This window comes from Paracidovorax anthurii (assembly GCF_003269065.1).
Classification (GTDB): Bacteria; Pseudomonadota; Gammaproteobacteria; order Burkholderiales; family Burkholderiaceae_C; genus Paracidovorax; species Paracidovorax anthurii.
On the sequence record NZ_QLTA01000004.1, the window covers coordinates 55,600 to 80,183 of the forward strand.

21 protein-coding genes, 1 tRNA gene and 1 pseudogene are annotated in these 24,584 nt (G+C 69.2%); 10 read left to right on the plus strand and 13 right to left on the minus strand.

Going from position 1 to position 24,584, the window contains the following annotated elements; translation table 11 throughout:
- Positions 1-31: 31 nt before the first annotated feature.
- From AX018_RS03430 to AX018_RS03465, 8 genes are all read right to left on the minus strand, one after another.
- Positions 32-2,497 carry a membrane-bound PQQ-dependent dehydrogenase, glucose/quinate/shikimate family gene (locus tag AX018_RS03430; protein ID WP_111875917.1) on the minus strand — a complete coding sequence of 822 codons (2,466 nt, stop codon included), beginning with the start codon at positions 2,495-2,497 and terminating at the stop codon, positions 32-34.
- 225 nt (positions 2,498-2,722) lie between these two features.
- Positions 2,723-2,798 (minus strand) — tRNA-Thr (locus AX018_RS03435).
- Between the two features lie 11 nt (positions 2,799-2,809).
- Positions 2,810-3,817 carry a class 1 fructose-bisphosphatase gene (locus AX018_RS03440; RefSeq protein ID WP_111875918.1) on the minus strand — a complete coding sequence of 336 codons (1,008 nt, stop codon included), beginning with the start codon at positions 3,815-3,817 and terminating at the stop codon, positions 2,810-2,812.
- A 43-nt stretch (positions 3,818-3,860) separates the two neighbouring features.
- On the minus strand, positions 3,861-6,569 hold the full coding sequence (pepN, locus tag AX018_RS03445) for an aminopeptidase N (RefSeq protein ID WP_111875919.1): 2,709 nt from the start codon (positions 6,567-6,569) through the stop codon (positions 3,861-3,863).
- A 60-nt stretch (positions 6,570-6,629) separates the two neighbouring features.
- Positions 6,630-7,223 carry a DUF4276 family protein gene (locus AX018_RS03450; RefSeq protein WP_111875920.1) on the minus strand — a complete coding sequence of 198 codons (594 nt, stop codon included), beginning with the start codon at positions 7,221-7,223 and terminating at the stop codon, positions 6,630-6,632.
- Positions 7,220-8,449: an AAA family ATPase gene (locus tag AX018_RS03455; protein ID WP_111875921.1), complete on the minus strand. Its 1,230-nt coding sequence runs from the start codon at positions 8,447-8,449 to the stop codon at positions 7,220-7,222. The genes AX018_RS03450 and AX018_RS03455 overlap by 4 nt, the downstream gene beginning before the upstream one ends.
- Positions 8,450-8,456: 7 nt before the next feature.
- A protein-coding gene (gene prfB, locus AX018_RS03460) for a peptide chain release factor 2 (RefSeq protein ID WP_111875922.1) occupies positions 8,457-9,561 on the minus strand; the annotation gives its coding sequence in 2 pieces (ribosomal slippage) (positions 8,457-9,479 and positions 9,481-9,561; 1,104 coding nt in all).
- Between the two features lie 196 nt (positions 9,562-9,757).
- The gene (locus AX018_RS03465; protein ID WP_111875923.1) at positions 9,758-10,690 is read right to left on the minus strand and encodes an alpha/beta fold hydrolase; all 933 of its coding nucleotides are present in this window, start codon (positions 10,688-10,690) and stop codon (positions 9,758-9,760) included.
- Positions 10,691-10,868: 178 nt separating this feature from the next.
- On the opposite strand from AX018_RS03465, the gene AX018_RS03470 reads away from it, so the two are divergent.
- The 3 genes from AX018_RS03470 (at position 10,869) to plsY (ending at position 13,126) form a co-directional block, all read left to right on the plus strand.
- Positions 10,869-11,930 (plus strand): aldo/keto reductase, encoded by a 1,062-nt coding sequence (locus tag AX018_RS03470; RefSeq protein WP_111875924.1) that lies wholly within the window; start codon positions 10,869-10,871, stop codon positions 11,928-11,930.
- Entirely contained in the window at positions 11,927-12,430 is a 504-nt protein-coding gene (locus AX018_RS03475; RefSeq protein WP_111875925.1) for an aminoacyl-tRNA deacylase, read from the plus strand. Before AX018_RS03470 ends, AX018_RS03475 begins: the two co-directional genes overlap by 4 nt.
- Positions 12,431-12,493: 63 nt before the next feature.
- Positions 12,494-13,126, plus strand: coding sequence for a glycerol-3-phosphate 1-O-acyltransferase PlsY (gene plsY / locus AX018_RS03480; protein ID WP_211322358.1), 633 nt, complete (start codon positions 12,494-12,496; stop codon positions 13,124-13,126).
- Between the two features lie 13 nt (positions 13,127-13,139).
- Here the strand turns inward: plsY and AX018_RS03485 are convergent, their stop codons facing one another.
- From AX018_RS03485 to AX018_RS03495, 3 genes are read right to left on the minus strand one after another with little or no spacing between them, the layout of a single operon-like run.
- Positions 13,140-14,180 (minus strand): HD-GYP domain-containing protein, encoded by a 1,041-nt coding sequence (locus AX018_RS03485; protein ID WP_111875927.1) that lies wholly within the window; start codon positions 14,178-14,180, stop codon positions 13,140-13,142.
- A 35-nt stretch (positions 14,181-14,215) separates the two neighbouring features.
- Positions 14,216-14,854 carry a retropepsin-like aspartic protease family protein gene (locus tag AX018_RS03490; RefSeq protein ID WP_111876008.1) on the minus strand — a complete coding sequence of 213 codons (639 nt, stop codon included), beginning with the start codon at positions 14,852-14,854 and terminating at the stop codon, positions 14,216-14,218.
- A gap of 53 nt (positions 14,855-14,907) precedes the next feature.
- Entirely contained in the window at positions 14,908-15,393 is a 486-nt protein-coding gene (locus tag AX018_RS03495) for a YajQ family cyclic di-GMP-binding protein (protein WP_111875928.1), read from the minus strand.
- Positions 15,394-15,459: 66 nt separating this feature from the next.
- On the opposite strand from AX018_RS03495, the gene murB reads away from it, so the two are divergent.
- Entirely contained in the window at positions 15,460-16,533 is a 1,074-nt protein-coding gene (gene murB / locus AX018_RS03500; protein WP_111875929.1) for a UDP-N-acetylmuramate dehydrogenase, read from the plus strand.
- 70 nt (positions 16,534-16,603) lie between these two features.
- On the opposite strand, the gene AX018_RS03505 is transcribed toward murB, so the two are convergent.
- Positions 16,604-17,491, minus strand: coding sequence for an MBL fold metallo-hydrolase (locus AX018_RS03505; RefSeq protein ID WP_111875930.1), 888 nt, complete (start codon positions 17,489-17,491; stop codon positions 16,604-16,606).
- Between the two features lie 108 nt (positions 17,492-17,599).
- On the opposite strand from AX018_RS03505, the gene AX018_RS03510 reads away from it, so the two are divergent.
- Both AX018_RS03510 and AX018_RS03515 read left to right on the plus strand, forming a co-directional pair.
- Entirely contained in the window at positions 17,600-18,502 is a 903-nt protein-coding gene (locus tag AX018_RS03510; protein WP_111875931.1) for a LysR family transcriptional regulator, read from the plus strand.
- Positions 18,503-18,636: 134 nt separating this feature from the next.
- Positions 18,637-18,789, plus strand: a pseudogene (locus tag AX018_RS03515) (DUF3363 domain-containing protein); the annotation flags it as partial.
- Here AX018_RS03515 and AX018_RS03520 read toward each other — a convergent pair.
- Complete coding sequence (locus tag AX018_RS03520) at positions 18,785-19,717, minus strand: LysR family transcriptional regulator (RefSeq protein ID WP_111875932.1); 933 nt, start codon at positions 19,715-19,717, stop codon at positions 18,785-18,787. The pseudogene AX018_RS03515 and the gene AX018_RS03520 overlap by 5 nt on opposite strands.
- A 116-nt stretch (positions 19,718-19,833) precedes the next feature.
- Here AX018_RS03520 and AX018_RS03525 point away from each other — a divergent pair, with 116 nt between their 5' ends.
- The 4 genes from AX018_RS03525 to AX018_RS03540 are packed head-to-tail and all read left to right on the plus strand — an operon-like array spanning position 19,834 to position 24,471.
- Positions 19,834-21,024 carry a serine hydrolase domain-containing protein gene (locus AX018_RS03525; protein ID WP_111875933.1) on the plus strand — a complete coding sequence of 397 codons (1,191 nt, stop codon included), beginning with the start codon at positions 19,834-19,836 and terminating at the stop codon, positions 21,022-21,024.
- Between the two features lie 20 nt (positions 21,025-21,044).
- Positions 21,045-22,097: a zinc-binding alcohol dehydrogenase family protein gene (locus AX018_RS03530; protein WP_111875934.1), complete on the plus strand. Its 1,053-nt coding sequence runs from the start codon at positions 21,045-21,047 to the stop codon at positions 22,095-22,097.
- Entirely contained in the window at positions 22,094-23,320 is a 1,227-nt protein-coding gene (locus AX018_RS03535) for an MFS transporter (RefSeq protein ID WP_111875935.1), read from the plus strand. Before AX018_RS03530 ends, AX018_RS03535 begins: the two co-directional genes overlap by 4 nt.
- Positions 23,317-24,471 (plus strand): MFS transporter, encoded by a 1,155-nt coding sequence (locus AX018_RS03540; RefSeq protein ID WP_111875936.1) that lies wholly within the window; start codon positions 23,317-23,319, stop codon positions 24,469-24,471. The genes AX018_RS03535 and AX018_RS03540 overlap by 4 nt, the downstream gene beginning before the upstream one ends.
- Positions 24,472-24,584 lie beyond the last annotated feature (113 nt).

Here is a 24,584-nt window from a genome sequence, read left to right on the forward strand (position 1 = left end):
TCCAGAGGCGCCCGGCGTGGCGCGCCGCCGGTCAGGGCTGCGCGGGCAGGCTGTAGGCGATCACGTAGTCGCCACGGTCGGGCGAGTTGCGCGCGCCGCCCGCGGACACCACGACGTACTGCTTGCCCGTGCCGGGTGCCTTGTAGCTGATCGGGGTGCCCTGGCTGCCGACGGGCAGGCGGGCTTTCCAGGCCTCCTCGCCGGTGCGGCTGTCGTAGGCGCGCAGGTAATAGTCCTGGGTGGCGGCGATGAACACCAGCCCGCCCTGGGTGGCGAGCGTGCCGCCGATCGTGGGCATGCCCACGGGAATGGGCAGGCGCATCTTGATGCCCATGGGGCCGGTGTCCTGCACGGTGCCCACGGGCACCTGCCAGGCGATCTGGCGCGTGCGCAGGTCCACGGCCGTGAGCGTGCCGAAGGGGGGCTTCTGGCAGGGGATGTCCAGCGCCGACATGAAGCGCAGCTTGGCATTGATGGCGTAGGGCGTGCCTTCCAGCGGCACGGCGCTGGCGATGTTGGCGGCCTCGCCGCCGTCGTTTTTCGCGCCGCCGGCCTTGGGGGCCTGCGGCATGAGCTGCACCTCCAGGCCCACGCGCATGTCGTTCACGAAGAGGGTCTGCGTGGCGGGGTCCACCGACAGGCCGCCCCAGTTCATGCCGCCCAGGGAGCCCGGCAGGTTGAGCGACGGGTCGGTGCCGGGCGGCGTGAAGAGGCCGGTGTAGCGCATCGACTTGAACTTGATGCGGCACAGCAGCTGGTCGAACGGCGTCGCGCCCCACATGTCGGATTCGACCAGGTCGCTGGCGCCGATCTGCGGCATGCCGACCGAGAAGGGCTGCGTGGGCGCATAGGTCTCGCCCGGGATGTTGCCGGCGGGAACGGGGCGCTCCTCCACCTGCGTGAGCGGCTGGCCGGTCTGCCGGTCGAGCACGAAGAGCTGGCCGGCCTTGGTGCCGAAGACCAGGGCGGGCGTGGTGCCGCCGCCTTCGCGGGGGAAGTCCACGAAGGTGGGCTGCATGGGCACGTCGTAGTCCCACAGGTCGTTGTGCACCGTCTGGTAGACCCATTTCTCGCGCCCGGTCGTGGCGTCCAGCGCCAGCAGGGAGGCGCCGTACTTGCGGTCCAGGGCCGTGTGCTTCACGCCCCAGAGATCGATCGCGGCGCTGCCCACGGGCAGGAAGACGGTGTTCGATGCGGGGTCGTAGGACATCGGGGCCCAGACGTTGGGCGTGGAGCGCGTGTAGGTGCGGCCCGCCAGGGGCAGCAGCGTGGTCTCCGGCGCGCCGGGATCGAAGGCCCAGCGCAGCTCGCCGGTGACCACGTCGAAGCCGCGCAGCACGCCGCCGGGCATGTCGGTGCTCACGTTGTCGGCCACGCGGCCGCCCACGACGATGGTCGTGCCCGCGAGCGTCGGCGCCGAGGTCAGCGAATACTGGCCCTTGTCCACGCCCTTGCCGATGTCCTTCTTCAGGTCCACGCGGCCGTGGCTGCCGAAATCGGGGCAGAAGGCGCCGGTGCCGGCATCGAGGGCGATGAGCTCGGCCTCGATGGTGTTCATGAGGATGCGCTGCTGGCACGGCGCGCCGGGCGGCACCGCGGGGGCCTTCACGGGCGTCGCGCCCGCCACCGTGGGCTGGGCGATGGGCCGCGTGGCATCGAAATAGGCGAGCCCGCGGCAGCGCATCCACTTCTTCTGCTTGGCGTTGATCTCGGTTTTCCAGACTTCCCGGCCCGTGGCTGCGTCCAGCGCGATCACGTTGTTGTGCGGCGTGCAGAGGAACACGCGGTCACCCACCTGCAGCGGCGTGAGCTGGTCCTCGGCGCCGTTGCCGCCGGGGCTCTCGGGTACGTCGCCCGTACGGTAGGTCCAGGCGACCTGCAGGGTGTCCACGTTGGCGCGGTTGATCTGGTCCAGGGCCACGAAGCGGGAGCCGCCGGGCGTGTTGCCGTAGTGCTCCCAGTTGGCGGCCTCCGGCGTGGCAGCGGCCGCCGGTGCGGCTGGCGCGGCCGGTGCGCCGCTGGCGGCCCGCGCCGCGACGGTGGGGTGGGGCACGAACATGCCCAGCACGATGCCGGCCGTGGCGACGGCCAGCAGGCCGGCCAGCGCGAACGGCGGGCCGCGCCGTGGCGCCTGGCCGCCCGCGCGCCGCATCAGCGGATAGGAGAGCGCCACCAGCATCGCCACGCCCGTGGGCAGCAGCAGGCGCGAGACCTGGGGCCAGAATTCGAGGCCGGCATCCCAGAGCGCCCAGGCCACGGTGGCGGCGAAGGCCACGGCGAAGATCAGCCCGCCCGAGGCGCGGGCGCGCAGGATCTGGATGCCCGAGAGTGCGAGCGGCACGCCGGCCGCCACGAAGTAGAGGCTGCCGCCGAGCCGTGCGAGCTGCACGCCGTAATAGAGGAAGAAGGCGCCGGCGGCCAGGAGGGCCAGCCCCAGGAGGGTGAGCCACAGCCGGGCGGGCAGCGAGAGCGATGGAGGAGGGTTACGCGGTTCCATAGACGGTCGGAAATGAGCAGTGCGCGCGATGCGAACGCATTGGCATGGCCCCGGCGAAGCGTTGCCCGCGCACGCTGTGGCCAGGGCGCACGGTGCAGGCTTTTTCGGGGGAGGGCATCGTAGGAGATGGAATGCGGGCCCCGGCACAGCGGTGGTGCGGGGTCCAGGGAACGGAGACTGTAATGAAAAAACCCCTGACTCTTTCGAATCAGGGGTTTTTCATTTTGGTGCCGGAGAGATGAATCGAACACCCGACCTTCTCATTACGAATGAGCTGCTCTACCGACTGAGCTACACCGGCGAAGAATTGAATTATATACCGGAATAGTAGCCCGTCACGCGATCCACTTCATTTTTCGAACCCAGGATCACGCTGACGCGTTCGTGCAGCTGCTTCGGCGGGATGTCGAGGATGCGCTCGCGGCCGTTGGTGGCCGCGCCGCCGGCCTGCTCGATGAGCCACGCCATCGGGTTGGCCTCGTACATCAGGCGCAGCTTGCCGGGCTTGTTCGGTTCGCGCTTGTCCCAGGGGTAGAGGAAGATGCCGCCGCGCGTGAGGATGCGGTGCACGTCGGCCACCATGCTCGCGATCCAGCGCATGTTGAAGTCCTTGCCGCGCGGGCCTTCGGTGCCGGCGAGGCATTCGCCGATGTAGCGCGTCACGGGCGCGTCCCAGTGGCGCATGTTGCTCATGTTGATGGCGAATTCCTTGGTGTCGGCGGGAATGCGCACGTTCTCCTGCACCAGCACGAAGGAGCCCTGCTCGCGGTCGAGCGTGAACATCGCCACGCCGTCGCCCACCGTGAGCACCAGCGTGGTCTGCGGGCCGTAGATGCAGTAGCCCGCCGCGACCTGCTTGCTGCCGGCCTGCAGGAAGTCCTCGGTGGTCACGCCGGGGTGGCCCTCGGGCTTCTTGAGCACGCTGAAGATGGTGCCGATGCTCACGTTCACGTCGATGTTGGAGGAGCCGTCGAGCGGATCGAACATCAGCAGGTATTCGCCCTGCGGATAGCGGTTGGGCACGACGTAGATGCTGTCCATCTCCTCCGAGGCCATGGCGGCGAGGTGGCCGCCCCATTCGTTGGCCTCGATGAGCACCTCGTTGGCGATGATGTCGAGCTTCTTCTGGATTTCGCCCTGCACGTTCTCGCTTTCGGCCGAACCGAGCACGCCGCCGAGCGCGCCCTTGTTGACGGCCTGGCTGATGCTCTTGCAGGCACGGGCCACGACTTCGAGCAGCAGCCGCAGCTGCGAGGGAATGAGCCCGTCGACGCGTTGCTGCTCGACGAGGTAGCGGGTGAGGCTGATGCGTTGTGCCATGGGGTGGGCGTCTCTCTGGTCTTGCGTGGGGGAGGCGTGGGCTTCAGTCGGCCAGCGCGCGGCTGACGACTTCGCGCACGTCGTTGGACAGGTCGGGCTTGGCGGCCACGCGGGCGATGGCCTCGCGCGCGGCCGTGCGGTAGGGCTCGGCGAGCTTGCTCCAGCGGTCGAGCGCGCGCGCCAGGCGCGCGGCCACCTGCGGGTTGATGGCGTCGAGTTCGATCACGCGGTCGGCCCAGAACACGTAGCCCGCCGCGTCCCGGCGGTGGAAGGCGCCGGGGTTGGCGCTGCAGTAGCTGAAGATCAGGCTGCGCGCGCGGTTGGGGTTGCGGATGCTGAAGTCCGGGTGCTTCATGAGCTGCTTCACCGCGGGCAGCACGTCGCCGCCGCGGTCGGGCGTGCCGGCCTGCAGCGCGAACCACTTGTCGAGCACCAGGGCCTCGTGCTTGAAGAGCGCATGGAAGCGCGCGAGCGCCTGCGCGCCCAGAGGCTGGCCGCTCGCGACCAGGGCGCTGAGCGCGTTGAAGCGGTCGGTCATGTTGCCCGCGTCCTTGAAGCGCTGGTAGGCCTTGCCCGGCCACACGGTGTCGCCCGAGCTGCGCGCCGCCAGGCACAGCATGGCCAGGGCCATGCCCGCGAGTGCGCGGCGCCCGGCGGACACGGCGTCGGGCCGGTAGCCGCCCGTGTCGTGGTGCTGCTCCCAGGTCCATTCCCAGTCGGGCTGCAGCGCCGTGGCGAGCTGGCCGCGCATGGCTTCGCGCACGGCGTGGATGCGCTGCGGATCGACCACGTCGAGCTGCTCGGCGATGTAGCCCTCGGAGGGCAGGGCGAGGACCAGCTCCTTGAAGGCCGCGTCCAGCGTGGGGTGGCGCAGCACGTCGCGCATGGCCGCCACGAAGCTGTCCGGCAGGATGTTCTGCTCGGAGGGGGCGCTTGTCGCCGTGTTTTCTGCATTGTTTGCTATGTTGTTGATAGCAATGCGCAGCGCGAGGCGCTGGCCGGCCTCCCAGCGGTTGAACGGGTCGGTGTCGTGCGCGAGCAGGACGAGCAGCTCCTCGTCGGTGCTGTCGATGTCCAGCAGCACGGGGGCGCTGAAGCCGCGCAGCAGCGAGGGCACGGGCGCCGAGGGCACGTTCACGAAGGTGTAGGCGTGGCGCGGCTCGGTGAGCACGACAGTGCGGTCCGTGCCGCCGGCCTGGGCTTCGCCTTCGAGCTGCAGCGGCAGCGCGCCGCCATCGGCGCCCAGCAGGCCCAGGGCCACGGGGATCACCATGGGTTCTTTCACGGGCTGGCCCGGCGTGGGCGCGAGGCTCTGCTCCAGCGTGAGGGTGTAGGTGCGGGCGGCGGCGTCGTAGGTGCCGGCCGCGCGCACGCGCGGCGTGCCGGCCTGGGCGTACCAGCGCTTGAACTGCGGCAGCCGCCGCGCGAGGTCGCTGTCCGGATTGGCGTCGGCGATGGCCTGGGCGAAGTCGTCGCAGGTCACGGCCTGGCCGTCGTGGCGCTCGAAGTAGAGCTTCATGCCCCGGGCGAAACCGTCGCGGCCGACCAGCGTGTGCATCATGCGCACGACCTCGGCGCCCTTCTCGTAGATGGTGACGGTGTAGAAGTTGTTGATCTCGACGTAGCTGTCGGGCCGCACCGGGTGGGCCATCGGGCCCGCGTCCTCGGGGAACTGCGCGGTGCGCAGCACGCGCACGTCCTCGATGCGCTTGACGGCGCGCGCCGAGGGGCTGCCCGAGAGGTCCTGGCTGAATTCCTGGTCGCGGAAGACCGTGAGGCCCTCCTTCAGCGAGAGCTGGAACCAGTCGCGGCAGGTGACGCGGTTGCCGGTCCAGTTGTGGAAGTATTCATGCCCCACCACGCTCTCGATGTTGGCGAAATCGGCATCGGTGGCCGTGGCCTGGCTCGCCAGCACGTACTTCGTGTTGAAGATGTTCAGGCCCTTGTTCTCCATCGCGCCCATGTTGAAGTCGCTGGTGGCGACGATCATGAAGCGCTCCAGGTCGAGCGGCAGGCCGAAGCGCGCCTCGTCCCAGGCGATGCTGGCCATGAGCGAATCCATCGCGTGCTCGGTCTTCTCCAGGTCGCCCGGGCGCACGAAGATCTGCAGCAGGTGGTCGTTGCCCGAACGCGCGCGGATGCGCTGCTCGCGCGCCACGAGCTTGCCGGCAACCAGCGCGAACAGGTAGCAGGGCTTGCGGTGCGGATCGGCCCACTTGGCGAAGTGCCGGCCGTCGCCCAGATCGCCCTGGTCCACGAGGTTGCCGTTGGACAGCAGCACCGGGTACTCGGCCTTGTCGGCCCGCAGCGTGACGGTGTAGCTCGCCATCACATCCGGGCGGTCGAGGAAGTAGGTGATGCGGCGGAAGCCCTCGGCCTCGCACTGCGTGAAGAACGTGCCCTGGCTCACGTAGAGGCCCGAGAGCTGGGTGTTCTTCACGGGCGCGCAGGTGGTGAAGATCTCCAGGTCGAAGGGCTCGTGGCCCTCGGGCAGGTTCTCCAGCACGAGCTGGCTGCCTTCGAGCTTGAAGGACGTGCCCGCCCCGTTGACGAGCACCCGCGCGAGGTTCAGCTCCTGGCCGTCCAGGCGCAGCGGCGCGGCCGGCACGTCGGCATTGCGGCGCACGCGCAGGCGGCTCAGCACGCGGGTCTTGGCGGGATCGAGATCGAACGTGAGGTCCACGGTGTCGATCCAGAACGCGGGGGCGGTGTAGTCGGCACGGTGGATGGCGGCGGGTTGTCCTTCACGCATGGGGCGTAATCTCCAGGTTGGGCGCAAGCCGTCTCACGGCGGGCAGGGGGGGCATAAGAATCATTGGACGAGGTTCAATACCGCGCGACTGAGGCGCTGGAAACTCGGCGAATGTTGTCCGAGGTAGGTCAGATTCAGTTGGGACGCTATTTTTGCCTGATGCGTCGTGGGTTTGTACGCCATGCCCTTGGGCTGCGCGGCGGAAAGCCAGCCTTTGGCATCTCTCACGCTTTCCGGGTCGGCAGGGAAAACCGTTTCTGGCGGTATGGCTGGAAGGGCCGATCGCGTGGTCGCTTCGTCGCATAAAAAAAGCGACTCGAATTCCTTCACGATGAAGCAGGCCTCGAAAGGGTAATCGGTCCGGATACCCCGGGCCATGGATTTGAGGTTCCGCTCTTCCTGCTCCACGTCGAGGCACCATTCGCAGTCGAAGTCCAGCACGCACAGCACGGCGGCGTTTTCCAGCATGGCGGCCTCGAAGAAACGGGCGAAATTGGCCTTCACCTTGGGCAACTCGCCCCGACGCTGCGGCTTCAACACCTGCACGTCATAGCGGCCATGGTGTTCCAGAATGTGCCGCAGCAGCACGGGCACCGCGCGCTCGTCGCCCTCTCCTTCCACGATGGCCAGCAGGCGCTGGCGGATCGCCGTCATTGAGCGTCTTCCGGCTGGAGACCTTCCGCCGCCATGAATTCACCCAGCGTCATGAGGCCGCGCTGCACGGCCTCGCGCTGCGACGCCTTGATGGGGGCGATGTGCGTCACTCCTTCCTGCATGGTGACGATGCGGATGTCGCTTGGCTCGAAGTGCTCGATGAGCTGTGGGCTGTGCGTGGTGACGATGATCTGCGTCACTTCCGCCACTTCTTTGAAGGCTTCTGCGAGCATTGACAGAACCGCGGGGTGGACCGTTTGCTCGGGCTCTTCGATCACGATGAGCGACGGCGTCGGCGTCTGGTAAAGCGTGAGCAGGATGCCCAGGATGCGTAGCGTGCCGTCGGAAAGCTGGGCGGGGTCGAACTGCCTCTGCGCCTGCCCTTCCTGGCCGAAGCGGAAAAAGGGGATGAGGTAGCTGCCCACGGGTGTGACCGCCACGTCCATGAAGTCGGGCAGCACGACGCGCATCATCTCGTAGATGCGCTCCAGCATCTGGCGGCCTTCTTCCGTGCGTTGCGCGGAGCGAATGACGGACACCCAGTTGCTGCCGTCTTCGCGCAGGCTCGTGTCTGCGTGTAGGGTAGTGACTTGCCGCAGGATGTTGGGATAGAGCGAGGAAAATCTCCAGCGCAGGATGTGACGCTCCAGCGGCTTTCCTAATTCATCGAATCCGAACATCCTGGTCTCTCCCAGCAGGGCGCCTAGCGCTAGGCGCTGCGGATCTTCGATAGTGAAGGGTGTGTTGGGGGAGATGTTCTTCCTCAGGATCTGCCCTGTTCCGTCCCGAGTGAAACCGAATTCGAACACTTCCCAGGCCCATCCTTGCTGCCGCCCGTCCCGCGGAACGAGTTCTTCGTGGTGGTAGTTTGCATCCTCGCTGGCCACGCGGTAGTTGCCATCGGCGGCGCTGTCGATTTTCAGCACATAGTGCGCGGGCTGATTCGCGTGCTCCCTGAGAGACTGCGTGGCATGGATACCGATTTCCACCGAACCGGGCACGTCCGCTTCTCCGCTGTGCTGGCGCAGGCGACCGATACCGCCGCGCGCCGCGACGGCATGGTCCAGTCCATCGCGCACGGCATCGCGCAGGAACTCCAGCGTGCGCACGAAGTTGGTCTTGCCGGTCGCGTTGGGGCCCACCAGCACCGTCACGCCTGGAGACAGGTCCACACGCACGTCTTCCAGGCTGAAACAATGATGTGCCTCCACGCGGGTCAGTTTCATCGTCGTCTCACACGCCCTGCTTGAGGGAGGCTTCGATGAACACGTCGAGGTCGCCGTCCAGCACCTTCTGGGTGGCGGAGATCTCGACGTTGGTGCGCAGGTCCTTGATGCGGCTGTTGTCCAGCACGTAGCTGCGGATCTGGTGGCCCCAGCCGACGTCGGTCTTGGTGTCTTCCAGTTTCTGCTGCTCTTCCATGCGCTTGCGCATCTCGAAGTCGTAGAGGCGCGAGCGCAGGCGCTGCCAGGCGACGTCGCGGTTGCTGTGCTGGCTGCGGCCGTCCTGGCACTGCACGACGATGCCGGTCGGGATGTGCGTGAGGCGCACGGCCGAGTCGGTCTTGTTGATGTGCTGGCCGCCGGCGCCGGAGGCGCGGAAGGTGTCGGTGCGCACGTCGGCCGGGTTGATGTTGATCTCGATGGAATCGTCGATCTCGGGATAGACGAAGAGCGACGCGAAGCTCGTGTGGCGGCCGCCCGAGGAGTCGAACGGGCTCTTGCGCACGAGGCGGTGCACGCCGGTCTCGGTGCGCAGCAGGCCGTAGGCGTATTCGCCCTCGATCTTGATCGTGGCGCTCTTGATGCCGGCCACGTCGCCCGGGGTCTCGTCTTCCACGGTGGTCTTGAAGCCCTTGCGCTCGGCGTACTTGAGGTACTGGCGCAGCAGCATGCCGGCCCAGTCGCAGGCCTCGGTGCCGCCGGCGCCGGCCTGGATGTCCACGAAGCAGTTGAGCGGATCGGCCTCGTTGCTGAACATGCGGCGGAATTCCAGCTCTTCGATGAGCGGGCGCAGCTTGGCGGTCTCGGCCTCGATGGTGAGCAGGCCGGCCTCGTCGCCTTCTTCCTTGCTCATCTCGTACAGCTCGGCGTTGTCGGCCAGCTCGCGCGTGAGCTTGTCGAGCGTGAGCACCACGCCGTCGAGGGATTTCTTTTCCTTGCCCAGCTCCTGGGCGCGCTTGGGGTCGTTCCAGACCGCGGGGTCTTCGAGCGAGGCGTTTACCGTGCGCAGGCGTTCGAACTTGGCATCGAAGTCAAAGATACCTCCGTAACTCTTGCGTGCGCTGGGCGAGGTCTTCAAGGGTGGTGCCGATGAGGTTGATGCGTTCTGCGTCCATGGGGTGTCCTGTCCTGGGTGTGTGGTGTGGAGTAACCGGCGATTTTCTCATGCGCGGGCCCGGGCACCGCCCAATGCCCCTTCGGGTCCGGGCACGGGCCGCGGTGCCTCGCGCCGGCAGGAAGATTGCTATCGAAAGTGTAGCTATCCATGCAGTCGATACGCCGACATGGAGGCGGAAAGACTCTGGAAAAGGGTCAGGAGGCGCCCAGGAAGTCCTCGATGAGCCGCGCCACGGCCGCGGGCTGGTCGTGGTGCAGCATGTGGCCCGCGTCCTGCACGTGCGCGGTGCGGCAGTCGGGAACGTGCCGCAGGCGCGCGTGGTAGTCGTCCAGCGAGTAGCGCCCGCTCCACCAGAGGCCCAGGCTGTCGTCGCTGGCCTCCACGGAGAGCACGGGCGCGGCGATCCGGGCATACAGCGCGAGCGTCTCCTCCACGCGGTAGAGCTGAGGACTGACGAGCCTGTGCGCCGCATCGCCCAGGATGCGCCAGGCACCCCCGGCATCGGGCCGGGCCCATTGCCGCGCGAGCCAGCCGGCGCGGGCGCGGTCCAGGCGCGGATTGGTCTTCATGAGCCGCTCCGCGACCGCGTCGGCGCTGCCGTAGGGCTTGAGGTCCGAGCCGTCCTGGCCGAAATCGCGCAGCTCGTCGAGCCATTGGGCGTAGCGCTCGGGGGCCTTGTCGGGCGCGGCGGCGGGCAGGCCGAAGCCTTCGAGGTTGACGAGCCGCCGGATGCGCTGCGGGCGCACGCCGGCATAGGCCATCGCCACGTTGCCGCCCATGCTGTGGCCCACGAGGTCCACGGGCTGGCCGGGGGCGTAGTGGTCCAGCAGCCGGTCCAGGTCGGCGAGGTAGTCGGCGAAGGGGTAGTGGTCGCACGGCGCGGGCGGCATGCTGAGGCCGAAGCCGCGCCAGTCCGGCGCGACGATGCGGCGCGCGGCGGCGAAGGCATCGCCGAAGGCGTCCACGACGAACTGCCAGGAGGCGCCCACGTCCATCCAGCCGTGGAGCATGACCAGGGGCGGCGCGGCGCTGGCGCGGGCCGTGTCGCCTTCCCAGACGCGGACGTGGTAGTCGAGGGTGCGGATCGGCAGGCGCTCGCTGCGCGGGGCTCGGGCGGGCTGGTACATGGGGCGATTATTTCCGTGGGGGCGGCCCGGGCGCGGTCAAGGCCGGGACAGGCGGCGCGCGGAGCACGGGCCAGGCGGCTGCAGCGCGCGGAAAAATCCATTATTCTGGACCGCTGCCCACGGAGGGTGTTCGGCCCTCCGTCTTCCTCTCTTTCTTCACCTTCCTCCTTCCCTTCCCATGCAAAAAGTCACGTTGGGCGCGAGCGCGCTCCAGGTCACTCCCATCTGCCTCGGCACCATGACCTTCGGCGAGCAGGTGGGCGAGAACGACGCGCACGCCATCCTCGACCGCTCGCTGGCGGCCGGCGTCAACTTCATCGACACCGCCGAGATGTATTCGGTGCCCGCGCGCGCCGAGACCTACGGCGCGACCGAGGCCATCATCGGCCGCTGGTTCGCGAAGAACCCGGGCGCGCGCGGCCAGGTGGTGCTGGCCACGAAGGTGGCCGGCCCCTCGCGCGGCATGCCCTGGGTGCGCGAGGGCCAGGGCATGGCGGCGGCCGACATCGTGGCCTCGTGCGAGGGCAGCCTGCGCCGGCTGCAGACCGACGTGATCGACCTCTACCAGATCCACTGGCCCGAGCGCCACGTGCCGGCCTTCGGCACCATGTACTACGACCCCGCCAAGGAGACGTCCGCCACGCCCATCCGCGAGCAACTGGAGACGCTCGCCGGGCTGGTGAAGGCGGGCAAGGTGCGCTACGTGGGCCTGTCCAACGAAACCCCCTACGGCGTGCACGAATTCGTGCGCCTGGCCGAGGCGCACGGCCTGCCGCGCGTGGCCACGGTGCAGAACCCCTATTGCCTCGTCAACCGCACCTGGGAGAACGCGATGGACGAGAGCTGCCACCGCCTGGGCGTGTCGCTGCTGGCCTACTCGCCCCTGGCCTTCGGCCTGCTCACGGGCAAGTACGACGAGAGCGGCATCACCGGCCCGGGCGCGCCGCAGGGCGCGCGCATCGCCGCCTACGAGTCGGTGCGCAAGCAGCGCTGGGGCCGTCCCGCGTCGCTGGAGGCCGCGCGCCGCTACAACCGGCTCGCGCGCGACAACGGCCTCACGCCCACGCAGATGGCGCTGGCCTTCTGCTACCGCCAGTGGCGCGTGGCCAGCACCATCATCGGCGTGACGTCCATCGCCCAGCTGGAGGAGGACATCGCCGCGTGGAACACCACGCTCTCGCCCGAGCTGCTGGCGGCCATCGACGCGATCCGCTGGGACATCCGGGACCCGGCCCTGTGAGCCGCAAGGACCGGGCGGCCGCCCACGCCGGCGAGACGCCCGCCACCCAGTTCCTGCGCCGCCACGGCGTGGCGTTCACCGAGCACCCCTACGAATACGTGGAGCACGGCGGCACGGCCCACAGCGCCGCGAGCCTGGGCCTGGACGAGCACACGGTGGTCAAGACGCTGGTGATGCAGGACCAGGACGCGAAACCGCTGATCGTGCTCATGCACGGCGACCGCAAGGTGTCCACCAAGAACCTCGCGCGGCAGATCGGCGCCAAGTCGGTCGAGCCCTGCCGGCCCGAGGTGGCGAACCGCCACAGCGGCTACCTCGTGGGCGGCACCTCGCCGTTCGGCACGCGGCGCGAGATGCCGGTGTATGCCGAGGAGACCATCCTCGCGCTGCCGCGCATCGCCATCAACGGCGGCCGGCGCGGCTTCCTGGTGCAGCTCGACCCGCGCGCGGGCCTGGAGCTGCTGGGCGCGGTGCCCGTGCGGTGCGCGCTGGCAGAATAGCCGGCCCGCCGCGCGCCACACCGGCCGCCGCGCGCCCCGTTTCCACCACAAGGACCGAAGATCTTGACCGCCGTGTATTCCCTCCTGGCCACCGTGGCCGCCTATCTGCTGGGCTCGCTGTCCTTCGCCGTGATCGTGAGCCGCGCGATGGGGCTGAACGACCCGCGCACCTACGGCAGCAAGAACCCCGGCGCCACCAACGTGCTGCGCTCGGGCAGCAAGGCCGCGGCGGTGGTCACGCTGCTGTTCGACGCGCTCAAGGGCTGGCTGCCCGTGGTGCTGGTGCAGGCCTATGGCCGGCCCTACGGGCTGGAGGAGGGCACCGTCGCCCTCGTGGGCCTGGCGGCGTTCCTGGGGCACCTGTGGCCGGTGTTCTTCCGCTTCGAGGGCGGCAAGGGCGTGGCCACGGCGCTGGGCGTGCTGATGGGCGTGAGCGGCTGGCTCGGCCTCGCCACGCTGCTCACCTGGATCATCATCGCCTTCTTCTTCCGCTATTCGTCGCTGGCCTCGCTGGCGGCGGCCCTGTTCGCGCCGCTCTACTACGTGCTGGCCGGCGGCGTGGCGTGGGATGCCGAGGCGCCCGTGGGCGTGTCGATCGCCGTGATGTCGGGGCTGCTCGTCTGGCGCCACCGCGAGAACATTCGCCGCCTCATGGCGGGCACCGAGTCCCGCCTGGGCCGCAAGCCCAAGCACTGAAGCCTGCGCGCGCTCAATACATCGACCGGGGCGTGCCCGGCGCATTGACCAGCCGCGAGAGCCCGCGGTAGTGCTGCGCGGCGTACAGCCCCAGGCGCACCAGCATGCGGTGGTCCAGGTCCACCTGCACGGCCGAGCGCGCGAGCGCCGACTGGATGCGCGGGCGGCCCGTGGCGGTCTGGTGCAGTGCGGGCTGGCGGCGGTGTTCGCCGTTGCGGTCGAGCAGGCTCGCCACCAGGGGCGAGTTCACCTTGTCGCTGCGGCGCAGCACGAGGGCGGTTTCGCCGTTGTCGAGCTTCACGAAGGTGCCCGGAGGGCACAGCCCCACCGAGCGCACGAGGGTGAAGGTCACCTCGTCGCGCCGCTCGTCGTCCTGCCCGACGATGGCGCGCACCGAGTCGGTGGCGCTGCGGCCGGCGCGGGATTTGCGCGGGCTGATCATGGCCGCGTAGCGGTCGATGGTGCCCAGGATGCGGGTGAGCCGGTCGGCGGCGGGCAGGATCGAGAGGGGGCGGGTGCCGCTCTCGGGCGCCGGGGCGTGGTGGTGGTCCACGACCTCCAGCCACAGCGGGTCCCGCACGCCCAGCCGCTCCAGCAGCACGCGGCCGTGGCGCGGATGCTCCTCGATGGCCTTCTGCTGGGCCGGCGTCGGGCGCTCGCGCTGGTTGGCCAGCTCGTCCTGCAGCGCGGTCATGCCGATGTTCATGGTCATCGCCGCGCGCACGAGGCTGTCGCGCTCCGCGGGGGCCACCTCCAGGTCGTGCGCGAGGATGTGGCAGAGCGTGGCGCACACCAGCGCGTGGGAAGCGCTGTAGCCCGCGCTGGAGGTCGCCGCGAGCTGGAACATGAGGTAGAGCGCCGCATCGGTGTCGTGCGCCACGAGGTCCTGCAGCCAGCGGTCGCACTGGCGCACCTTGGCGCCGAAATCCAGGGCCTGCAGGGGCCGCGCGAGCAGCACCGACAGGGCCGACTCCAGGTCGGACCACAGCCCGAGCAGGTCCTCGTACTCGCTGTCGGGCGATTCGGCGTGCGGGGTGGAGGAGGGCGGTGGCATGGCGAGGGGCCGCGGGCGGAGGGGCCGGGCAGGGCTCAGTGGCGCTTTTCCAGCACGAGCTGGTCGTTGAGCCGGGTCATCTGGAATTCGTTGAGGAAGCTGTTGCCCAGCAGCACGTAGGGCATGCCCTGCGGCGTGACCACCGCCTCCACGCCGAACACCTCGACATCGCCGAGCCGCACGGAGTCGAGCTTCACGCGCCAGCCCCGGGCCGTGCCGTTGGCCGTGCCCATCATCACCGGCGGGCCGTTGCGGTAGTCGAGGCCCATGCGCTCGGCGTCGGGCTGGCCGATGGCGACCACGCTGGCACCCGTGTCCACGAGGTACTGCATGGACCGGCCGTTGATGGTGCCGGTGTTCACGAAGTGGCCCCGGCTGTCGGCCGTGAGCACCACGCGCCGGCCGGTGCCGGCGCCCCGGCCGCCCACGCTCACCGGGGCCTCGCCCAGCACCAGCGTGCGGCGCGCGCCGGCGGTCTCCACCACGGCCTCGTCGCGCCCGACCGACAGCACCTTCACGCCCTGGTGGGTTTCTCCGGCGGCCACCGCGCGCGGCGCCGAGCCGTTCACCACCAGCAGCGCCTTGCTGCCCAGGATGCCCGTGAGCGCCACCGCCTGGGCGCACGCGAGCGCGGGCGCCAGCGCGAGCACGCAGGCACCGGCCGCGCGCAGCATGCGCAGGGCGGACGGGGCGAGGGGGGCGGCGTGCATTGGGAGGAGGGGCGTGCTCAGTCGCGGAAGTTGTCGAACGACAGCGGCACGTCGGTGACATCCTTGCGGATCAGTGCCATGGCGGTCTGCAGGTCGTCGCGCTTGGCGCCGGTCACGCGCACCTTGTCCTCCTGGATGGCTCCCTGCACCTTGAGCTTGCTTTCCTTCAGCAGCTTCTGGATCTTCTTGGCCAGCTCGCTCTCGATGCCGTTGCGCACCTTGATGACCTGCTTGACCTTGTCGCCGCCGATCTTCTGCACGGCGCCCTTGTCGAGGAAGCGCACGTCCACGTTGCGCTTGGTGAGCTTGGCCCGCAGGATGTCCTCGACCTGCTGGAGCTGGAAATCGGCATCGCCGAAGAGGGTGATCTCCTTGTCCTTGATCTCGATCGAGGCGGAGGTGCCCTTGAAGTCGAAGCGGGTGCCGATTTCCTTGGCCGAGTTCTCCACGGCGTTCTTCACTTCAACGAGGTTGGCTTCACAGACGGTATCAAAAGAAGGCATGGCTTCACTCTCGGTATCTCGGGGGGAGCCGGCCCCCGCGCGGGGCCGGATGCGACAATCCGGTGGATGTTAGTCGAGAAAAACGTCCCCCTGCAGGCTTGCAACACCTTCGGCATCGTGGCGCGGGCCCACACCCTGGTGCGCGCGCGCTCCGCGGAAGACGTGCGGGCGCTGGTGGCGGATTCCCGGCTCGGCGGCGGCCCCCTGTTCGTGCTGGGCGGGGGCAGCAACATCGTGCTCACGGGCGACGTGAAACCCACGGTGCTCAAGATGGAGATCCGCGGCATCCGCCTCGTGGAGGAAACCCCGCGCGCCTGGATCGTCGAGGCCGGCGCGGGCGAGCGCTGGCACGACGCCGTCGCCTGGACGCTGGAGCACGGCTTTCCGGGGCTGGAGAACCTGGCGCTCATCCCTGGCACCGTGGGCGCCGCGCCGGTGCAGAACATCGGCGCCTACGGCGTGGAGCTGCAGGACCGCTTCGACTCGCTGGACGCCGTCGATCTGGCCACCGGCCGGCCCTTCACGCTCGATGCCTCGCAGTGCGCCTTCGGCTACCGCGATTCCGTCTTCAAGCACGCCCCCTCGGCCGCCGGGGTGCCCGAGGGCCTGCCGCGCGGCATGGGCCTCGCGGGGCGCGCCGCCATCACGCATGTGCGCTTTCGCCTGCCCAAACCCTGGAAGCCCGAGCTGGGCTACCTGGACCTGGAGCGCAGGCGCGCCGAGGCCGGTGTGGAGGCGCCCACGGCGCGGCAGATCTTCGACTGGGTGTGCGAGGTGCGTCGCGCCAAGCTGCCCGACCCGGCCGTGCTGGGCAATGCCGGCAGCTTCTTCAAGAACCCCACGGTGACGCCCGAGCAGTGCTCGGACATCATCGCGCGCGACCCCAAGATCGTGCACTACCCCATGCCCGACGGCACCATCAAGCTCGCGGCGGGCTGGCTCATCGATGCCTGCGGCTGGAAGGGCAAGACCGTGGGCAAGGCCGGCGTCTATGAAAAGCAGGCCCTGGTGCTCGTGAACCGGGGCCAGGGCGCCGACAGCGTGACCGGCGGCGAGGTGATGACCCTGGCCAAGGCCATCCAGACCAGCGTGTACGAGCGCTTCGGCATCCGGCTGGAGCCCGAGCCGGTCGTGGTTTGACGCGGACGGCTGCGGCAGAAAAGAGGCAAGGCGCGGGGCCGCTGGGGCGCGTGCGCCTTGCAGGGGCGCCTCACCAGGCCATCTCGCCCTTGTTGACCTTCGCGCCCAGTTCCAGCGAGGAACCCTCTCCGAGCTGCGGATAGGCCTCCCCCACCGCGCGGATCACGCCGGCGCTGTCCTTCGACTGCTGCAGCGCGGATTCGAACTTCACCAGATAGCCGCGCGTGAAGTCGATGGAGCCGGCGTCCAGCGGCGTGCCGGGCGCCATGTGGCCGGGCACCACCACGCGGGGCTTGAGGGTCTTCATCTCGTCGAGCTGCGCGATCCAGGCCTGGCGCTCGGCGGGCTTTTGCGTGTCGGCCGTCCACACGTGCATGTTCCCGAAGATGCCCACGTTGCCCAGGATGGCGTGCAGCGAGGGCACCCACACGTACGGCCGGTGGGCCAGCGGGCCGCTGGTGCCGCGCACCTCGATAGCCTCGCCGTCCACGGTGAGCGTGGTGCCGGCGATGGCGTCGGGCACGATCGGCTGCGTGGGGGCGTTCGCGCCCATCTTGGGGCCCCAGAACGCCACCTTGGCGGGCAGCTTGGCGACGATCTTCTCGCGCACGGCGGGCGTGGTCTGCACCTTGGCCTGCGGGAACAGGGCCTTGAGCACCTCGGCACCGAAGTAGTAATCCGGGTCGGCGTTGCTCACGAAGATGGTGGTGAGCGTCTTGCCGCTGTCGAGCACGTTGGCGGCGATGCGGTAGGCGTCGGCGCGCGTGAAACCGGCGTCGATCACCACGGCCTCCTTCGGGCCCGTGATGAGTGCGGAATTCACCAGGAAGCTGCTGGCGGGAGCGTTGTACACCTTCAGCTCCAGCGGCTGCGCGGCCGATGCCGCGCCGCAGGCGACGGCCAGGGCGGCGGCGAGGGTGGTGGTGCGAAGGGCGAAAAGCGGAGAGATCGGGGTCATGGTCGTTTCCAGAAAGGGATTCGGGTCAGCCATGGACTGTATTTGCCTGGACCGATCGAATAAACGCCTCAGAATGCCCTTATTTGTTGCACGAACCGATCAAATACCATGGACAGACTCACCGCCATGCAGGTGTTCACGGACGTGGCCGCCACCGGCAGCTTCACGGCCAGCGCGCAGCGGCTGCAGATGTCGCGCGCCATGGTCACGCGCTACGTGGCCGAGATGGAGCGCTGGCTGGGCGCGCGGCTGCTGCAGCGCACGACCCGCAGCGTCACGCTCACCGACGCGGGCGAGCAGTGCCTGCGCCGCTGCCTGCAGATGCTCGACATCGCGCAGCAGGCCGAGGAGGAAACCACGCCCGCCGGCGGAACCCTGCGCGGCCAGCTCCGCCTCACCTGCAGCGTGTCGTTCGGGTATGCGCAGCTCGCGGCCGCGCTGGGCGAATTCCTGGAGCGGCATCCGCACCTCAAGGTGGACCTGGACGCGGGCGAGGGCACCGTGAACCTGGTGGCCTCGCGCATCGACCTCGCGATCCGCATCAGCAGCGACCCCGATCCGGCCCTGATCGCGCGGCCGCTGGCGGCCTGCGAGTCGGTGCTGGTGGCCGCCCCGGACTACCTGCGCCGCGCGGGCCGGCCCGCGCACCCGTCCGAGCTGGCCGGGCATGCCTGCCTGGGGCACGCGACCTTCGGGCGCAGCCGCTGGCGCTTCACGGCCGGGCCGGACGGCGGCGCGGAGCCCGTGGAGGTGCCGGTGCCCACGCGGTTCACGGCCAACGACGCGGTGGTGCTGCTCGCGGCCGCCGAGGCGGGCGCCGGCATCGCGCTGCAGCCCACCTACCTCGCACGCCCCCGCGTCGCGGCGGGGGCGCTGGAGGTGCTGCTGCCGCACTGGCACCCGCCCGAGCTCACCGTGTACGCGCTCTACCCCTCGCGCAAGCACCTGTCGGCGGCGCTGCGGGCGCTGCTGGACTTCCTGGTGGAGCGCTTCGCCGGCGCGCGTTGGTAGGTGCTGGCGCGGCGCCATCCGGTATGAAAAAGGCCCCCACGCTCCCTCGCTGCGCGGGGTCGCTGCCCCCCAAGGGGACGTTTTTCATCTTGGGACGGCCCGGCAATGAAAAATGTCCGCTGTCAAGCTACTTCAGCGGGCGCTGCGCGATGCGCGATGACGGCATGGGATTCAGTCTGGTGCCGTGGCGGCCGGTGATCAAACAGCGGCTGGGGCGGCAGCTCGCCGCGACGGCGCGGGGCGGCGGGGTGCCGTGGGAGATTGGGCGGATTCGCGGTCCCGCTATCGGTCGATCAGGCGTCGAGGTTTCGCTCCGGGCTTGTCCACAGAAGCTGGAAACACCCGCGCGCACAGGAAGTCCACCAACGCCCGGACCTTCGGCGAGGGGTGCTTGCTCGCGGGCCACAGCACGTGAAAGACGCCGCTGCGCTGCACATGGTCGGCCAGGATTGGCTTGAGCCGGCCATCGGCCAAGGGCTCCCGGATGGCGAAGTCCGGCAGGTAGGCGATCCCCAGTCCTTGCAGCGCGAAACACACGCGCGTCTCGATGTTGTTGCAGATCATCGAGGTGGGCAATTGCAGTTCCGGCGCGCCGGGTTCCTGTCGCAACGCCCAGGTCTCCAGCTTGCCGCTGTTGGGGAAGCGGTAATGCAAACAGATGTGTTCCAGCAGATCGGCCGGTGCTTTGGGCGTACCTCGCCGCGCCAGATAGTCGGGTGAGGCGACCAACATCGAACGGAAGGTTCCCAGCCGGCGCGCAGTGAGGCGAGAGTCGGTCGGCTCGCCCGTGCGTACCACCGCGTCGAAACCTTCCTCGATCACATCGACCATCCGGTCGGTGAAATCCAGGTCCAACTCGATCTCGGGGTACTCGCGCATGAACTCGCCGAGCACCGGCAGCACCAGCGAGCTGACCAGCGGAAGACTCACGCGCAAGCGTCCACGGGGCGCCGTGCTGGCTTGCGACAGCTCCAGTTCCGCCGCTTCGATCTCGGCCAGGATGCGGCGGCTGCGCTCCAGGAACAGCGTGCCCTCGGCGGTCAGCGTGACGCTGCGCGTACTGCGGTGGAACAGGCGCACCCCCAGCTTCTCCTCGAGGCGCGCCACGCTCTTGCCCACGGCCGAGGCCGACACGCCCAGCAGCCGGCCGGCTGCGACGAAGCTGCGCGTCTCGGCCACCTGCACGAACACCACGAAGCCGTTCAGGCTGTCCATCCTGTACCTCAATTGCGGAAATTAAGGTCCGCACAAAAATGAACTGTAGCCTACTTTTTCTTTAATCGCAGGATTTCTATCGTCAAGGCTTCACCCATTGAATCGAGCGACTTGCCATGACGAATCCTCCACTTTTCCTGCGCCAAGGCGTTCCGCCGGCGCACCTCGGTACGCGCATTCACAGCACCGTTCAGCAGGCGCTCGACGACCAGCGGCTGGTCGGTGCCGTCATCCTCGTGGCGCGCGACGGCGAACTGATCCACCAGCAGGCCGCCGGCTTCGCCGACCGCGAAAGCGGGCGGCCGATGACCGCCGAAACGGTGTTCCGCTTGGCCTCGGTGAGCAAGCCCATCGTCTCCACTGCGGCACTGGCGCTGGTGGCGCAAGGCCAACTCGACCTGGACGCGGGCATCGAGCGCTGGCTGCCGGAATTCCAGCCGCGGCTGGCCAACGGCCGCCCGGCACGCATCACCGTGCGGCAACTGCTCAGCCATACGGCCGGTCTCGGCTACCGCTTCTTCGAGGCCGATGCAGCCTGCCCCTGCGCACGGGCCGGCGTGTCGGACGGCATGGATGCGTCCGGCATCAGCCTGGAGGAAAACCTGCGCCGCCTCGCCAGCGTGCCGCTGCTGTACGAACCGGGCACGGCCTGGGGCTATTCATTGGCGACGGACGTGCTGGGCGCGCTGATCGCGCGCGTCCACGGCACGCCGCTGGACGAGGCGGTGCGCCAACTCGTGACTGGCCCGCTGGGCATGGTCGATACGGGCTTTGCCGCTCGCGATCCCCAGCGCGTGGCGACCGTCTATGTGAACGACACGCCGCAGCCGCATCGGCTGGCCGAGGGTGAGACGGTCTCGGCCTTCGAGGGCACCGTGGGCATCACCTACAGCCCATCCCGCATCTTCGATCCGCAGGCATTTCCCTCGGGCGGTGCCGGCATGGCGGGGACGGCGGAAGACCTGCTGCGCCTGCTGGAAGCCTTGCGCCAGGGCTGCGGTGCGTTCCTGCCCAACGAATGGATCGCGGAGATGGCTCGGGATCAAACGGAGGGTCGGGCACTGCCCGATGCGCCGGGCTTCGGCTTCGGACTGGGGTTCTCGGTCCTGCGCGACCCTCGGCTGGCCAATTCGCCGGAATCGGCCGGCACCTGGCGCTGGGGCGGCGCCTACGGCCATTCCTGGTTCGTGGATCGGGCGCAGGGCCTGAGCGTCGTCGCCTTCACCAACACGCTGTACGAAGGCATGTCCGGCCGCTTCGTCACCGACCTGCGCGATGCCGTCTATGGCGCGCTGGAGGTGCGGTGATGACAACGATTCCTGCACGCATGGCGGCCATCGCATTTCGCTGCGGTTCCACGCTGGACGATCCAGACTGCCTGACAGACATCGAAACCGATTGTCCCGAGCCGGGGCCGCACGACTTGCGCGTCGTGGTTCATGCCGTCTCGGTCAATCCGGTGGACACCAAGATCCGGGCCGGCCGGGTCGCAGTGCCTGCTGCCGTCCGCTCGCTGGGATGGGATGCCGCTGGAATCGTCGAAGCCGTCGGCGAAGCGGTCACACTGTTTCGGCCGGGTCAGAAGGTCTACTACGCCGGCTCCTTCGACCGCAGCGGCAGCAATGCCCAGTTCCACCTGGTGGACGAGCGCATCGTCGGTCGCATGCCACAGGCCCTGGGTTTCGCCGAGGCGGCAGCGCTGCCGCTGACGTCGCTGACTTCCTGGCAACTGCTGTTCGACCGCCTGGGCGTGGCGCCCGGCAAGCCGGCCGATGCCGGCAGCCTGCTGGTGTTGGGCGGCGCGGGTGGCGTCGGTTCGATGCTGATCCAGCTCACCCGGCGGTTGACCGGCCTGACGGTGACCGCGACGGCCTCGCGCGGAGAAAGCCGCGACTGGTGCCTCGCCCTGGGTGCCGACCACGTCATCGACCATCGGCTGCCGCTGACGGCACAGATCGGCGCGCTGCCGGTGCCGCCCGTCACCCACATCGCAGCGCTGTCGCATACCGCCGAGCATCTGCGCGAGCTGGCGGAACTGATCGCGCCGCAGGGCCGGCTGGCCATCATCACAGACCACGACACGCTTGATGCCGCGCCGTTCAAGGCCAAAAGCGTCTCGCTGCATTGGGAGATGGTGTTCACGCGCCCGCTGTACCGAACCCCGGACATGGTCGCGCAGCACCGCATCCTCGACGAAGTGGCCGCGCTGGTGGATGCGGGCGTGCTGCGCTCGACCGCCAGCCGCGTGCTGTATCCGCTGGACGCAACCCGCCTGATCCAGGCCCATCGACTGGTGGAAGGCGGTGGCATTGCCGGCAAGGTGGTCGTGGCCCGCACGCTGGACGACACGGCGCAACCCGCGCGGGAGGCCCGACGATGAGCGCGGTTGCCCATGACCGCCTGCCGCTGGCGTCGTTGCTGGCACTGGCGATGGCGGCCTTCATCACCATCCTGACCGAAGCGCTGCCGGCAGGACTCCTGCCGCAGATGGCGCAGGGCCTGGCGGTGTCCGAGGCCTGGGTCGGCCAGACCGTGACCATCTACGCCATCGGTTCGCTGGTGGCCGCGATTCCGCTGACCGCCGCCACGCAGGGCGTGCGCCGCCGCCCGCTGCTGCTGGCGGCCATCGCCGGTTTCTTCGTCGCCAATACCGTCACGACGTTTTCCGGCAGCTATGCCCTGACGATGGTGGCGCGCTTCCTGGCGGGTGTGTCGGCCGGGCTGCTATGGGCGCTGCTGGCGGGCTATGCCGCGCGCATGGTGCCCGAGCACCAGAAGGGGCGCGCCATCGCCATTGCGATGGTCGGTACGCCGCTGGCGCTGTCGCTGGGCGTGCCGGCCGGCACCTTCCTCGGCAATCTGCTGGGCTGGCGGATGTGCTTTGGCGTCATGGGTGTGCTGGCGCTGGCGCTCATGGTGTGGGTGCGCACCAAGCTGCCGGACTTCGCCGGGCAGGCGGCGGGCCAGCGGCTGCCACTGGGCCGGGTGTGCACCATCGCGGGGGTACGCCCGGTGCTGTGCGTGGTGCTGGCCTTCGTGCTGGCGCACAACATCCTCTATACCTACATCGCGCCGTTCCTGGCGGCGGCGGGCATGGCCGAACGGACGGACTGGGTACTGCTGGTGTTCGGCATCACGTCCTTGCCGGGCATCTGGATCGTCGGCGTGCTGATCGACCGCCATCTGCGCGCGCTGACGCTCGCCAGCACCGCCGTGTTCGGCCTGTCCGCGCTGGCGCTGGGCGTCGCGGGTGATGCGCCTGTCGTGGTCTATGCAGCGGTGGCCGCCTGGGGCCTGGCCTTCGGTGGTGCGGCGACGCTGTTCCAGACGGCGCTGGCCAAGACGGCGGGCGAAGCGGCGGACGTCGCCCAATCCATGCTGGTCACGGCCTGGAACACGGCGATTGCCGGTGGCGGCATTGTCGGCGGCGTGCTGCTCGAACGGCTGGGCGTCGGCGCTTTCGCCCCGGCCTTGCTGGTGCTGCTGGCAGCGACGCTGGGGGTGGTGTGGGCGGCCAGGCGGCACGGCTTTCCCGCTCCGGTGGGTGCGGCCGGGTCATGCCTAGCAACGACACCCGATCAACAGACAGAGGCGCAGCCATGAACGGCGCGCGCACACTGTTCTTCATCGCACTGGGGCTGTTCGGTCTGTATGCCGTCGAGTTCGGCGTGGTCGGCATTCTGCCGGCCATCGTCCAGCGCCATGGCGTCAGCGTGGCCCAGGCCGGCTGGCTGGTCGCGCTGTTCGCGGGCGTGGTCGCGATGTGCGGGCCGGCCATGGTGCTGTGGCTGTCGCGCTTCGACCGGCGCAAGGTGTTGGCCGGCTCGCTGCTGGTCTTCAGCCTGTGCAGCCTGCCGTCGGCCTGGGCGCCCAGTTTCGGGGTGCTGATGGCGCTGCGCGTGCCGTCGGCCCTGCTGCACCCGGTGTTCTTCTCGGTGGCCTTCGCTGCGGCCGTGTCGTTGTACCCGCCGGAACGTGCCGCGCACGCCACCTCGATGGCATTCCTCGGCACCACGCTGGGGCTGGTGCTGGGTGTGCCGCTGGCGACCTGGATCGAGGCCAGAGTGTCCTACGAGGCGGCGTTCTACTTCTGCGCGGCGGTGAGCCTGGCCGCCGCCGGGCTCTGGATCATGCTGCCATCCAGGCCCGAGGCGCAGGCGGCCATGCCGGGACGTCCGCTGGCCGTCCTGCGCAGACCCACGGTCTGGCTGTCGATCGCAACGGCGGTGTGCGTGTTCGCCGCGATGTTCTCCGTCTACAGCTATGCCGCCGAATACCTGGCGCGGCAGGCGCGCCTGGGCGGCGAGGCGATCAGCGTGCTGCTGGGGGCCTTCGGCGTGGGCGGCGTGCTGGGCAACCTCCTGGCCGGGTGGGCGCTGGGACGCCGGCTCGCCCGGACCGTACTGGCCTATCCCGTGGTGCTGGCGGCCGCCTATGGGGTGCTGCTGGTGTTCGCTTCGCCGTCTTTCGCGGCCATGCTGCCGATCTGCCTGCTATGGGGCGCGGCGCACACCAGCGGTTTGATCGTCAGCCAGATGTGGATGACCTCGGCGGCGCCGGAGGTGCCCGAGTTCGCCACCAGCCTCTATGTCTCGGCGGCCAACCTCGGCGTGGTGCTGGGGGCGTCGGCTGGTGGCAGTTTCATCGATGCAGTGGGGGTGCAGGGAACGGTCTGGAGCGGCTGGCTGTTCGCGGCGTTGGCGGTGGCTGCCGTGCTGGCCAGAAAGCCCTGGCGGGCCAGCGAGGCCGCGTGAACGACGCAACGCTGGCAAAGCACCCCTCGGATGCCACGACTGTTCAGCCCGTCTGGCGGGTTTGGGCGGCGATGCGGCGGATGACGGTGGCGTTCATGCGGGTCGTGGCAGCG

Bases quoted from the DNA above. Each gene is read 5' to 3' on its own strand.
- AX018_RS03430 (WP_111875917.1), bottom strand. From the start codon at position 2,497: ATGGAACCGCGTAACCCTCCTCCATCGCTCTCGCTGCCCGCCCGGCTG.
- AX018_RS03440 (WP_111875918.1), bottom strand. From the start codon at position 3,817: ATGGCACAACGCATCAGCCTCACCCGCTACCTCGTCGAGCAGCAACGC.
- pepN (WP_111875919.1), bottom strand. From the start codon at position 6,569: ATGCGTGAAGGACAACCCGCCGCCATCCACCGTGCCGACTACACCGCC.
- AX018_RS03450 (WP_111875920.1), bottom strand. From the start codon at position 7,223: ATGACGGCGATCCGCCAGCGCCTGCTGGCCATCGTGGAAGGAGAGGGC.
- AX018_RS03455 (WP_111875921.1), bottom strand. From the start codon at position 8,449: ATGAAACTGACCCGCGTGGAGGCACATCATTGTTTCAGCCTGGAAGAC.
- AX018_RS03465 (WP_111875923.1), bottom strand. From the start codon at position 10,690: ATGTACCAGCCCGCCCGAGCCCCGCGCAGCGAGCGCCTGCCGATCCGC.
- AX018_RS03470 (WP_111875924.1), top strand. From the start codon at position 10,869: ATGCAAAAAGTCACGTTGGGCGCGAGCGCGCTCCAGGTCACTCCCATC.
- AX018_RS03485 (WP_111875927.1), bottom strand. From the start codon at position 14,180: ATGCCACCGCCCTCCTCCACCCCGCACGCCGAATCGCCCGACAGCGAG.
- AX018_RS03490 (WP_111876008.1), bottom strand. From the start codon at position 14,854: ATGCTGCGCGCGGCCGGTGCCTGCGTGCTCGCGCTGGCGCCCGCGCTC.
- AX018_RS03495 (WP_111875928.1), bottom strand. From the start codon at position 15,393: ATGCCTTCTTTTGATACCGTCTGTGAAGCCAACCTCGTTGAAGTGAAG.
- murB (WP_111875929.1), top strand. From the start codon at position 15,460: ATGTTAGTCGAGAAAAACGTCCCCCTGCAGGCTTGCAACACCTTCGGC.
- AX018_RS03505 (WP_111875930.1), bottom strand. From the start codon at position 17,491: ATGACCCCGATCTCTCCGCTTTTCGCCCTTCGCACCACCACCCTCGCC.
- AX018_RS03510 (WP_111875931.1), top strand. From the start codon at position 17,600: ATGGACAGACTCACCGCCATGCAGGTGTTCACGGACGTGGCCGCCACC.
- AX018_RS03520 (WP_111875932.1), bottom strand. From the start codon at position 19,717: ATGGACAGCCTGAACGGCTTCGTGGTGTTCGTGCAGGTGGCCGAGACG.
- AX018_RS03525 (WP_111875933.1), top strand. From the start codon at position 19,834: ATGACGAATCCTCCACTTTTCCTGCGCCAAGGCGTTCCGCCGGCGCAC.
- AX018_RS03530 (WP_111875934.1), top strand. From the start codon at position 21,045: ATGGCGGCCATCGCATTTCGCTGCGGTTCCACGCTGGACGATCCAGAC.
- AX018_RS03535 (WP_111875935.1), top strand. From the start codon at position 22,094: ATGAGCGCGGTTGCCCATGACCGCCTGCCGCTGGCGTCGTTGCTGGCA.
- AX018_RS03540 (WP_111875936.1), top strand. From the start codon at position 23,317: ATGAACGGCGCGCGCACACTGTTCTTCATCGCACTGGGGCTGTTCGGT.